10 protein-coding genes are annotated in these 12,083 nt (G+C 48.9%); 3 read left to right on the top strand and 7 right to left on the bottom strand.

The window, feature by feature from the left end; translation table 11 throughout:
• The first annotated feature begins 146 nt into the window (after positions 1-146).
• Both IQE94_RS05450 and IQE94_RS05445 read left to right on the top strand, forming a co-directional pair.
• Positions 147-1,331 (top strand): cupin domain-containing protein, encoded by a 1,185-nt coding sequence (locus tag IQE94_RS05450; RefSeq protein ID WP_212716704.1) that lies wholly within the window; start codon positions 147-149, stop codon positions 1,329-1,331.
• Between the two features lie 136 nt (positions 1,332-1,467).
• Complete coding sequence (locus tag IQE94_RS05445; protein ID WP_223342859.1) at positions 1,468-3,393, top strand: c-type cytochrome; 1,926 nt, start codon at positions 1,468-1,470, stop codon at positions 3,391-3,393.
• A gap of 65 nt (positions 3,394-3,458) precedes the next feature.
• On the opposite strand, the gene cimA is transcribed toward IQE94_RS05445, so the two are convergent.
• From cimA to groES, 4 genes are all read right to left on the bottom strand, one after another.
• The gene (gene cimA / locus IQE94_RS05440; RefSeq protein ID WP_223342858.1) at positions 3,459-5,102 is read right to left on the bottom strand and encodes a citramalate synthase; all 1,644 of its coding nucleotides are present in this window, start codon (positions 5,100-5,102) and stop codon (positions 3,459-3,461) included.
• Positions 5,103-5,199: 97 nt separating this feature from the next.
• Positions 5,200-5,781 carry an NUDIX hydrolase gene (locus tag IQE94_RS05435; RefSeq protein ID WP_212716699.1) on the bottom strand — a complete coding sequence of 194 codons (582 nt, stop codon included), beginning with the start codon at positions 5,779-5,781 and terminating at the stop codon, positions 5,200-5,202.
• A gap of 223 nt (positions 5,782-6,004) precedes the next feature.
• The gene (groL, locus tag IQE94_RS05430; protein WP_212716697.1) at positions 6,005-7,630 is read right to left on the bottom strand and encodes a chaperonin GroEL; all 1,626 of its coding nucleotides are present in this window, start codon (positions 7,628-7,630) and stop codon (positions 6,005-6,007) included.
• Between the two features lie 97 nt (positions 7,631-7,727).
• Entirely contained in the window at positions 7,728-8,039 is a 312-nt protein-coding gene (gene groES, locus IQE94_RS05425) for a co-chaperone GroES (RefSeq protein WP_190597507.1), read from the bottom strand.
• A gap of 518 nt (positions 8,040-8,557) precedes the next feature.
• On the opposite strand from groES, the gene IQE94_RS05420 reads away from it, so the two are divergent.
• Entirely contained in the window at positions 8,558-8,812 is a 255-nt protein-coding gene (locus IQE94_RS05420) for a BrnA antitoxin family protein (RefSeq protein WP_212716695.1), read from the top strand.
• Positions 8,813-8,912: 100 nt separating this feature from the next.
• On the opposite strand, the gene IQE94_RS05415 is transcribed toward IQE94_RS05420, so the two are convergent.
• The 3 genes from IQE94_RS05415 to ilvA all read right to left on the bottom strand — a co-directional run bounded on the left by IQE94_RS05415 (position 8,913) and on the right by ilvA (position 12,005).
• Complete coding sequence (locus tag IQE94_RS05415) at positions 8,913-9,302, bottom strand: phosphomannose isomerase type II C-terminal cupin domain (RefSeq protein ID WP_212722272.1); 390 nt, start codon at positions 9,300-9,302, stop codon at positions 8,913-8,915.
• A gap of 199 nt (positions 9,303-9,501) precedes the next feature.
• A complete protein-coding gene (locus IQE94_RS05410; RefSeq protein ID WP_190597501.1) occupies positions 9,502-10,065 on the bottom strand; it encodes a cell division protein SepF in 564 nt (187 codons plus the stop codon).
• Between the two features lie 413 nt (positions 10,066-10,478).
• Complete coding sequence (gene ilvA, locus IQE94_RS05405; protein WP_223342857.1) at positions 10,479-12,005, bottom strand: threonine ammonia-lyase, biosynthetic; 1,527 nt, start codon at positions 12,003-12,005, stop codon at positions 10,479-10,481.
• Positions 12,006-12,083: the final 78 nt, after the last annotated feature.

The following is a 12,083-nucleotide window of genomic DNA, read 5'->3' as shown; positions in this document are numbered from 1 at the left end:
TAAAAATGCCTCCATTTCACTGCTGAAATACTCCCCTTAGTATCAGTTACATTTTGTTAACAGGGTGTTACCTTCCCCACAATCCTCGTTTATTTTCCAGATAAAGACAATTTTTATCACTGGATTGTGATCATTCCAGCATCACTATGGTTGATTCGATAATGGGAAAGCTGAGACGGCGGTTTTTGTGGGTGGGATTGAGCGTTTTATTGGTAATTTATCTGGGAATTTTTTCCCCCACTATTGCCCAAAGTCAACAATGGCGATCGCTCTCCAATGTGGTTTGGGGTAAGGATTTACCAGCTTTTAGCTATGCCTTTAACAAAACTCCCCTAGTGCTTTATGACGGCGGCACCACCAAACAGGTGGGCACCTATAATTTTCCTGTCAGTAAGGGTATGGCCGGGGTTTATATGAGCTTAGAACCGGGGGCTATTCGGGAATTACATTGGCACGCCAACGCCGCGGAATGGGCGTATGTGATGGAAGGCAGAACTCGCATTACCCTCACCAGTCCCGAAGGGAAAGTGGAAATTGCCGACGTGGATAAGGGAGGGCTTTGGTATTTTCCCCGGGGTTGGGGCCACAGTATTGAGGGCATTGGTCCCGGCACTGCGAAATTTTTGCTGGTGTTCAACGACGGCACCTTTTCCGAAGGGGCAACCTTTAGCGTTACCGATTGGCTTTCCCACACCCCGATCGCCTGGGTGGAAGAAAATTTAGGTTGGACAGCGGCCCAGGTGGCCCAATTGCCCAAAAAACAGGTTTATATTTCCTCCTACGGCCCAGCTTCTGGCTCCTTGGCTAGCGCGACTCCCCAGGGGCAAACGGCCAAAATTGAAGTGCCCCACACCCATAATCTCTTAGGGCAACAACCCTTAGTTTCCCTGGGCGGCAACGAATTGAGGTTAGCCAGCGCCAAGGAATTTCCCGGCAGTTTTAATATGACCGGCGCTTTAATTCATTTGGAACCAGGGGCCATGCGTCAACTCCATTGGCATCCCAATGCGGACGAGTGGCAATATATTCTCGATGGCGAAATGGATTTAACCGTTTTTGCTTCGGAAGGTAAAGCCAGTGTGAGTCGTCTGCAACAAGGGGATGTGGGTTACGTACCCAAGGGTTATGGCCATGCCCTCCGCAACAGTTCCAAAAAATCGTTGGATATTTTAGTGGTTTTCAATGATGGGGATTACCAGAGTATTGATCTAAGTAATTGGTTAGCCAGCAATCCTAGCTCGGTGTTAGGAAATACTTTCCAAATTTCACCAGAATTAACCAAACAATTACCAGTGCAAGACACAATTTTTTCTCTACCAACTCAACAATAATTACTTATAAATACCAAGGGAGAATAATGGCATGAAAATAGGAAGAATTATGGCTTATGCCCTAGTTATAATTATTTTTGTGCTGTTTTTTTCTCTGGTAACTCCAGTCAGCTCTAAAATCGTTCCCACTATCCCTTTGCCTAAGGTTTGTAATGCCAAATTATCTCCCCTTGCTATTAGTTGGCAGTTGCCGGCAGACGTGGAAGGGGAACTCAAGCAAAGTAATTTCAATATTGTGCAACGGGCAGTGGATACCTTTGCCTGGCAGGAATTTATTGCCCTTAATTGGCCTGCTATGGTCGGCGATCGGGGAGTTCCAGATAAAAATTTGGCTATCAACGCTCCAGGGCCGAGGGTGTGGGAAACCTGGAAAGAAACCAGTGAAGTTTATTTACCCAATGGAGTTGCACCAAAGCCATGGAATAGTAATGAACCCTTACCTAATGACTTAGTTGGTGACAGGGCAACCAAAATTCTCTTTCGCCAAAGTAAGGTTGATGAAGTGCTTAACGACGACTTTCAACCCACTAAAGCGGATGGGGCCCTGCCGGGAACTTTGACTGATCAGTGGGGCAACGTGGTGCGTTACGAAATTCGCATGAATAAGGTGTTGTTTGATTATGTGGTGGAAAATGAGCTTTATAACCCAGAACAACAGGCTCTTTTACCTAAAATCAATGCCCCCGATGGCTCTATTTTGATTAAGGCCGCTTGGCGGGAAATTAACCCAGAAGAATCCAGCCGCTTCCACACAGTGCCGGCCTATGTGCAGAATTTAACCACCAAGGAACATCAACTACGCCAGGTGGGTTTGGTGGGTTTCCACATTATGTATAAAACCCCCAGTGCACCCCAGTGGATTTGGTCCACCTATGAACAGGTGGACAATGTGCCTGGCTTAGAGCATGATTCTTCTAGCAATACAGCCTTTTCTTTCCATGGCGATCGGTGTGTCAATTGCCTAACTAATCAACAAACGGAACCTGGTATTCCCAACCAAGTTACCCGTAAAATCCCTATTCCCTCCGAAAATCCTGATTGCAGTCAACCCACTAAGGCGGTGGATAACATTGTTGAGCTCAATCGCCTTGTGCAACGAGGACTGGGGGATTCCGTTTGGGCCAACTATCAGTTAATCAATGCTCAATGGGCCATTCCCAAGCCGCCGACAGATAACAATCCCGACACCGTTTTTCGTGTTTTGCCGGCTCTGTTAGCCAATACCACTATGGAAACCTATATTCAGGAAACTTCTTCCTGTATGGGTTGTCATTCCATTGCTCGGAGCAGCAATGTGAAAAAATTTGCCTCGGCAGATTTTAGTTTTACCTTTGCCGATGCCCTCCCCACTCAAATTGATCCCCAAGTTGTTTCTCCCCCCAGCGAACCGATAACAACCTGGGATAATAGCCATTGGAATGGTATTCTGCGGGGCTATCAACTAGCCACCCAAACCTATGAGGAAATGCCGGAATTTGTGCCCACCGCCAAGCTCCATTGCGCCAGTTGTCATTTAAATGCCGGGGCTAATCCAAAAGCATCTTCCTGGTTTGGGATGATGAAGAAATATCAATATCCAGAAACTGATCATTTACAAAAAAGAATCAATCTTTGTTTTGAGCATAGTCTGAATGGAAAACCTCTGCCCATTACGGCCGATAACCCTGATTTCCAAGCTTTCATCACCTATATGCAGTGGTTGGATGAGCAGGCCCAGGTGCTGAACATAGACTTACCCAAAACGCCCTATCCTCCTATTGTCAAACTGGCGGGGAATGCAAAGCGGGGCCAGGCAATTTTTGAGCAGAAATGTGCTTTTTGTCATGGGGCGTCGGGGCAGGGCCGTTATGGCAGTGGCACCTATTATCGCCCGGCCCTATGGGGAGACCATTCTTTCAATCGCCAGGCAGGGATAGCAAGGATTGATACCCTAGCGGAATTTATCCATGGCAATATGCCCTACCAGTTTGATGGGGTTTTAACGGAGCAAGAAGCTTGGGATTTAGCCGCCTACATTGATGGTCAACCAAGACCAGATGGGCCACCATTCTCAGGGAATTAGTGGTTGCGGTTGTCTAAGTTGGGGAGACTAAACAAATGCAGTGCCGATCGCCTGGCAGGAAAAGCTCAACTTGGGGTTACAGTCTGATTGGTCAGACCACAGGTTAGTAAACGTAGACCGTACTCAATGCCTTCCACCACGGCTTGGTAGGAAGCTTCCAAAATATTGCCTGATACCCCCACCGTAGTCCAACGGCGATCGCCATTGCTGGATTCCACTAGTACGCGGGTTTTAGCCGAAGTGCCGGCCCCTCCATCCAAAATCCGTACTTTGTAATCAGTGAGGTGGAAATCGGCAATTTGGGGATAAAAACGGGTCAAGGCTTTCCTCAGAGCTTGGTCTAGGGCTGACACAGGGCCATTGCCTTCCGCCACTTCCAAAATATTTTGCCCATTGACGGTTACTTTTACCGTGGCCAAAGCATTACGGTAAGCAGGATTTTCCGCCGGGGTCAGCAGGTCACAATGTACCTGGAAGCCTTGCACTACAAATAGGGGTTGGCGATCGCCCATGGCCTGGCGCATTAGCAGTTCAAAGCTGGCCTCCGCTGCTTCAAATTGGTAACCTTGCTGTTCCAAGTCTTTCAAGGTTTCCAGAATGGTACGGCAAGCGGGATCTTGACGATCTAAGGCAATGCCGAATAACTCTGCTTTAGACAAAACATTGCTCAACCCGGCTTGTTCTGACACTACAATACGTCGCTCGTTGCCAACCAACTCCGGGGCAATATGCTCATAGGTGAAGGGATTACGTTGCACTGCCGAGACATGGATTCCCCCTTTATGGGCAAAGGCCGATCGCCCCACAAAAGGAGCATGGTCATCGGGGGCTAGGTTAACCATTTCACTGATCAAACGGCTGATGCTGGTGAGGTGGGCTAGCTGTTCCGGTTTGATGCAGTCGTAATGGAGTTTGAGTTGCAAATTCGGGATCAGGGTGCAGAGGTTAGCATTACCACAGCGCTCCCCGTAGCCATTGATGGTGCCTTGGACCATGGTGGCCCCGGCCTCCACCGCCAGGAGGGAATTGGCCACCGCCGTACCGCTGTCATTGTGGGCATGGATACCAAGTTGGGGTTGATGTTCAGACCGACCGTCTAGTCCTAAACCCTGGCGGACTTTGGTGGTAATTTCAGTAATTTGCACCGGTAAGGTGCCCCCATTGGTGTCGCACATCACTAACCATTCCGCCCCGGCCTGATGGGCAGTGGCTAAGGTGGCCAAGGCATAGTCAGGATTAGCTCGATAACCATCAAACCAGTGTTCCGCATCGTAAATTACCCGCCGCCCTTGACTGCGTAGATAGGCGGTCGTGTCGCTGATCATGGCCAAATTTTCCGCCAAGCTAGTTTGCAATCCCTCCAGCACATGCAGATCCCAGGACTTACCAAAAATGGTTACCCAGCGGGTTCCAGCAGAAAGGATTGCCTGGAGCATTTTGTCCGTTTCCACTGCTTTATGGGGCCGACGGGTGGAACAAAAAGCCACAATTTCCGCCTGTTCCAAAGGCTCTTCCTGTAACTGCCAAAAAAACTGCACATCCTTAGGATTAGCCCCAGGCCAACCCCCTTCAATAAAGGGAATGCCCAACTGGTCGAGGCGACGGGCAATGGTCAATTTGTCGGTCAAGGACAAAGAAATGCCTTCCCGCTGGGCTCCGTCTCGGAGGGTGGTGTCGTAGAGCCAAAGGGGATTGTTGCTAACGGTCATGGCAAATGGGGAAAAGAAAATGGACACCGAGCCTATCTGTCTTAATTTTAGGTCGGTTTTTTGACGCCATATGATCGCCGGAAAAAACTCTCAACATTCACTTGTCGTCATCAAGTTGGGTGATTTTTTCCAGACCTAGTAACAGAGCTGCCAAACTGCCCGCCACCCTAATTTGTCCAGAAAAAATCTGCTCCCGCACTACGGCGATCGGCATTAACACCACTTCAATTTCTTCCGTTACATCCCAGGCTTTTTTGCCTGTGGGAGCCACATCAGGGGCGAGAAAAAGATGGAGACGGGATTGATCTTTAACCGGATTGTCATAAATACAACCCAAACTAAGCAAACTGACAATCTGGTAACCGGTTTCTTCCTCTAGTTCCCTACGAATGGCGACGGTGGGGCTTTCCTGGTGAGGGAAAAAGGTACCGGCGGGTAGTTCCAGCAAAATTTCTTGCACCCCATGGCGATACTGCCGCACAAAAATAATTTCCTGCTGGGAAGTGACGGCCAAAACCATGACAATTTCCGGTCGCACGTTGACAAAGTAGTCATCAATCAAAGTCCCATTGGGCAATTGCACTGTATCCTGACGCACCCGACACCAGGGATTATCTAGCACCATACGACTGTGGCAAATATGCCATTTTTGCAAATTACTGGGGGGAAGATGCCACATGGCTCTGGATTATTTCACCGGCAAAGATTTAGACCTAGTCAATTTTAAGCTCGAACACCGTGCTTAACCAATCATTTTCTGTGTTTAAGGCGATCGCCTAACCAAGCTTAAATTTGCTGCAATGGGGGGAAAACTGACCAAAACGAAAACAGGGAAGCCGGAGCCTCCCTGAAAATTTATGAGAAAAGAGTTGTTAGGCCACTAGATTGACCTGGGGCAAACCTTAGTAGTCGAAGTCACCACCGGGGGCACCAGCAGGGGCTTTTTCTTTTTCAGGCTTGTCCACAACGATACATTCGGTGGTCAAGACCATGCCTGCGATGGAGGCCGCATTCTGCAGAGCAGAACGGGTTACTTTGGCAGGGTCAACGATACCGGCAGCCAGCATGTCCACATACTCCAAGGTGGCAGCATTGTAGCCAATGTTGAAGTCTTTTTCTTTGACCCGCTCGGAGATTACCGCACCGTTTTGACCGGCGTTTTCCGCAATCCGTTTTAGGGGAGCAGGCAAGGCCCGGGAGACGATCAAAGCACCGGTTAACTCTTCATCCTTGAGGTTGCCGTTGGCCCAGTCTTCCAATTGGGGGGCCAAGTGGGCCAGGGTGGTACCACCACCGGGGACAATGCCTTCTTCCACAGCAGCTTTGGTAGCGTTGATGGCATCTTCCAGACGGAGTTTGCGGTCTTTCATTTCGGTTTCCGTGGCGGCACCAACTTTGATTACCGCTACACCACCGGCCAATTTAGCCAAGCGCTCTTGGAGTTTCTCTTTGTCGTAGCTAGAATCGGTTTCTTCGATCTGGCGACGGATTTGCTCACAGCGGGATTTTACAGCGGCTTCGTTGCCTTCGGCCACAATGGTGGTGTTGTCTTTGGTGATGTTGATGCGACGGGCAGAACCGAGGCTATCCACAGTGGCGCTTTCCAGTTTCAGACCGGCATCTTCGCTGATTACTTGACCACCGGTGAGGGTAGCAATGTCTTCCAGCATTTGTTTACGGCGATCGCCAAAGCCGGGAGCTTTAACGGCGGCCACATTGAGCACACCCCGGAGACGGTTAACCACGAGGGTAGCGAGGGCTTCTTTTTCGATGTCTTCGGCAATGATTAACAAAGGCTTACCTTGGCGGGCCACTTGTTCGAGGATGGGCACCAAGTCCTGCACCAAGTTGATTTTTTTGTCGGTGATCAAAATGCGGGGATCTTCAAGAACCGCTTCCATCCGTTCAGCATCGGTGACGAAGTAGGGGGAAATATAGCCCTTATCGAAGCGCATCCCTTCGGTGATTTCCAACTCGGTGGTCATGGATTTGCCTTCTTCCAGGGAAATAACCCCTTCCTGGCCTACTTTATCCATGGCATTGGCAATCATTTGGCCAACTTCTTCATCGTTACCGGCGGAAATGGCTCCCACCTGGGCGATCGCCTTGGAATCTCCCACGGGCTGGGCATGCTCTTTGATCCGAGCAACAAGAAATTCAGTGGCTTTATCAATACCCCGCTTGAGGGAAATAGGGTTAGCACCGGCGGCCACATTCCGTAGACCTTCTTTGACAATGGCGTGGGCCAAAACCGTAGCAGTGGTGGTGCCGTCTCCAGCCACATCGTTAGTTTTAGAAGCAGCCTGACGAATCAAGGAAACCCCGGTGTTTTCCACATGGTCTTCCAGTTCAATTTCTTTGGCGATCGTGATGCCGTCATTGATAATTTGGGGGGAACCAAATTTTTTCTCAAGGACAACGTTACGACCTTTGGGGCCGAGGGTAACAGCCACAGCTTCCGCCAGAATGTCCATACCCCGTTCCAGGGCGCGGCGAGCTTCGTCGTTGTAGATGATGGATTTAGCCATAAAAGTAAAACCTCGTGGGCAGATTAATTGGGATAGATGAATGGGTAAAAATCCTGAAAGCCTTAGCAAAGGTCAGGATCAGTAAAAATTAATAGACTTAGGCAACGGAGGCCAAAATATCTTTTTCAGTTAACAGAACATAGTCGTCGCCACCAAGTTTGATGTCGGTGCCGGCATATTTGGAATAAAGGACTTTATCACCAACTTTAACTTCAACCGGGGAGTAGGTGCCGTCGTCGTTGCGTTTGCCGGGGCCAACTTGGACAACTTCACCAATTTGGGGTTTTTCTTTGGCGTTATCGGGCAACAAAATACCCCCAGCGGTTTTCTCTTCAGCGGGGCTTACTTTCACAAACACCCGATCGCCAAGGGGTTTCACAGTAGAAACATTAATGGTAATAGCGGCCATAGAAGTCATCCTCCAGATGATAGTCTTGCACGGTCAGTAGGGATTTTGGCGGGGGATTAGCACTCCCACCTCACGAGTGCTAATTTAGCTAAATTGATCGACCCAGTGCAACACCCCGGTGAGTGTGGTTTCCCGAACTGAGGACAAAAAATTGAGTTTTAATTAGAGTCAAGATTGTCGGGAGGCGATCGCCGCTTGCGTGCAGGACTGATCCTTATATTGACCGAACACTTTGTAATGCATATTACGTATGTATGCAGTTTGAGTATGATCCGCAAAAGGCCAAAAGTAATCGGCAAAAGCATGGCATTTTTGCAGAAGCTGAAATGGTCTTTTTTAATCCTCTTTAATCCTCTCACCATTCACGAGCTTGATCCTGATTCCACTACAGAAGAACGTTTTATCGCATTAGGGATGGGAAACACGGGCTCTATCTTGAGTTGTTGTTTATACATTGCGAGGAGAAATTATTTGCTTAATTTCAGCCCGACGTGCCACGAAACAGGAGACAAAAATCTATGAGACAGGAATATGATTTTTCCAAAGGAAAACGAGGCGCCATCATTCCATCCAACAGAAAAACCCGCATTACGATTTATCTCGATGATGATGTTTTGGATCATTTTCGAATAGATGCTGAGGCAAGGGGCATGGGCTATCAAACCTTGATTAATCAGGTGCTAAGACAATGTATGCAGTCTCCTGCCGAACAATCAATAACTGAAACTGATTTACGACGTATTCTGCGAGAAGAATTGTCAGAAATGAGATGATGGGGACAAGATCACCTTATCTGGCCCTCCCATGGTTTTGGGAAAGGATCGTCCATAAGGGCATCGGAGTTAACCATCCCCTGATCAAAAAATATTTCACTTAGGACTTTGGAAACTCCTCGGGGAAACGAACAATATCATCATCCCCCAAATATTCACCGTTTTGCACCTCAATCATCACCAAGTCAATTACCCCGGGATTTTCCACCCGATGGGGGGTATTCATCGGCACATAGGTTGACTCCTTTTGGTTCAATAATTTCTCCTCGCCGTTACAGGTCACCTTGGCCGTGCCCGACACCACCACCCAATGTTCACTACGGTGGTAATGCATCTGGGTGCTCATATGTTGCCCCGGTTTGACCACAATACGGTTAATGCGATAGCGGGGGCCCTCTTCCAACATGGTGACCATGCCCCAGGGGGGAGTACGGGTCGTTTCGGGATGGGGCATGGGGGCAGGACTGGGGGCTTCAGGGGAATCATTCATGGTGGACAACATCAAGCCAAACGGTGAAAAAGACCACGGACTTGCCTCAATTCTAAACTGCCACGGAATTTGCCGAGCAATCAAACAAGCAACAAAAAAGCCCCGATCGCCAAGGTCAGAGCTTTTAGACATTTGGGGTAGGAATTGCAGCAAAGATCAAAAAAACGAAAACAGCTGCAACAAAATTCTTGCTTAGTGATTACTGGGCCAAACGACTAGTCTCATAGCCCCAAGTGGGAAAAGAATCAGCACCACTGCTGGCGGGGGCATCATTGGATTCCTGACTGCGGCCGGCCAGGGAACTCACCTTCACACAGTTGGGGGTGAACAGAAAAATGCTCTCACCAATCCGTTCTTGGTGGCCATCCATGGCAAAAGTACCACCGGCAACAAAATCCACCGCCCGTTGGGCCTCATCGGGGTCCATTACATTCAGATTTAACACCACCGACTTCCGTTCCCGTAGGGTTTGAATCACCTGGGGCATTTCATCGAAGGAATGGGGTTCGACGACGACCACCTCTGCCACACTGTTGTTGATGCCGGGCATACCAATCACGTTATTTCTTACTCCTGTACCAATAGGGGTGTCATTATTTAAGCTTAAAGGTTCCCGACTAATGCGGGGGAGAGGGGCAACTTCTTCTGCGGGCGGTGGGGCCGTGGTCACCGCTTGGGGCAACTCCATTTCTTCATCGTAATCTTCTTCGTACTCATCATGTTCACTGATGCCGACGAAGTCTTTTAACTTGGTCAAAATCATAGTTTACCGTCCGTATTTCCTGGGTAAAGTGAAAGGGGTTAATGGGATGAACCAGCCTCGTAACCAAGACTAGGAAAGACATTGACCTAGGCCATGGCAAACGGCATCAACCGCAGATATGCTTGGTAGATTGGGCTGCTCATCGGGTCAGGGAGGAAAGGAGCGGCAACTCAGTGGCGAGGAGCTACTAAGGTCAGGCCCTTTCTTTTTCAGTCAATAATGACTGAGTTCCAGTTTTCCTACCCCTGTCGTGACAATTTACCAAAATGTTCCTAACTTTTGTAGTTTTTTGCCGGTATTTTACCGAGAATTTTTTGATTTTCCCCTGACAGAGGCCGAACCAGTAACCAAGGGCAGAAATCTAGGCAATGGGCAAAGATACCTTTAATTACTAGCACGAACTGGGCAAAAAATTAGCGTAAAAAGAGACGATAAACCGGATTGTCACTCTCATCCCAATGGCGATAACCTAAATTAGCTAAAAATTGTTGCCACTGTTCTGTTTCTGCTGGGGGAACCTGCATACCGACGATAATTCTGCCGTAGTCAGCCCCATGGTTGCGGTAATGGAACAAACTAATATTCCAGGCGGGATTCATACAACCCAGAAATTTCATTAATGCCCCCGGCCGCTCAGGAAATTCAAACCGGTACAGTAATTCTCGCTGGTTCTCTGATTGGGTCACCTGGGGAGGGCGGCCTCCCACCATATGACGCAAGTGGAGTTTAGTCAGTTCATCATCGGTTAAATCTAGGGTTTTAAATCCTTGGCGGGTGAAATTGGCCGCCAACTGGGAAGCATCACTACGGTTTTGTACCTGAATACCAACAAAAATATGGGCATCGGGGCCTTCCGCAATGCGGTAACTAAATTCGGTAATGTTATGCTTGCCTAACCCTTCGCAAAATTTTCTCAAACTGCCCCTTTGTTCGGGAATGGTCACCGCAAAAATGGCCTCCCGCTGTTCCCCATATTCGGCCCTTTCCGCCACAAATCTCAAGCGGTCAAAGTTCATGTTGGCCCCACAGGCGATCGCCACTAGGGTTTGTTGCTGACAGTTTTCTCTTTGCACATATTGTTTAAGCCCTGCAATGGCCAAGGCTCCGGCCGGCTCCAAAATTGAGCGGGTATCTTCAAAACAATCTTTAATAGCCGCACAGGTGTCATCAGTATCCACCACCAAAATTTCATCCACATACTGCTGACAGAGGGGAAAAGTTAAATCCCCCACTTCCCGCACCGCCACACCGTCGGCAAAAAGTCCCACTTGGTCTAGTTTGATCCGTTTCCCCGCCGCCAGGGATTGGCGCATGGCATCGGCATCCTTGGGCTCCACACCAATAATTTTAATTTCTGGATAGAGCCGTTTAACATAGGCCGCCACCCCAGCAATCAGCCCCCCCCCGCCGATCGCCACAAAAATTGCATCAATGGGCTGTTGATACTGACGTAAAATTTCCATGCCAATGGTGCCCTGGCCGGCAATCACATCGGGATCATTGAAGGGATGAATAAAGGTTAAGCCTTTTTCCTGTTCCAACTGCCGCGCGTGGCCATAGGCATCGTCATAGGTTTCTCCATAGAGCACCACCACACCTCCCCGAGCTTTAACCGCTTCCACTTTTACCTGGGGAGTGGTTTCCGGCATCACAATAATAGCCCTGGTGCCCAACTTAGAAGCCCCTAGGGCCACCCCCTGGGCATGGTTACCCGCCGAAGCCGCAATTACTCCTTTTTCTAATAATTCCGGGGATAACTGGGCCATTTTGTTATAGGCCCCCCGCAACTTAAAGGAAAACACTGGCTGTAGGTCTTCCCGCTTAAAGTAAACTCGATTACCCAGCCGCTTGGATAAATTGGCAGCCAAATCCAACGGAGATTCGAGCGCCACATCATAAACCCGGGCCTTAAGAATTCTTTCGAGGTAATCGGTGGTCATGGAAAAGGAGAGCAAAAACAGTAGTGGCTAAAATCACCCTTTCCAGTTTCCCATTCTTTGGCAGAGGCCTGTACCAAG

Origin of the sequence: Synechocystis sp. PCC 7339, assembly GCF_019924095.1 — a bacterium.
Classification (GTDB): domain Bacteria; phylum Cyanobacteriota; class Cyanobacteriia; order Cyanobacteriales; family Microcystaceae; genus Synechocystis.
Note: the sequence above shows the minus strand (reverse complement) of the source record. Positions and strands in the feature narration are given on the sequence as shown.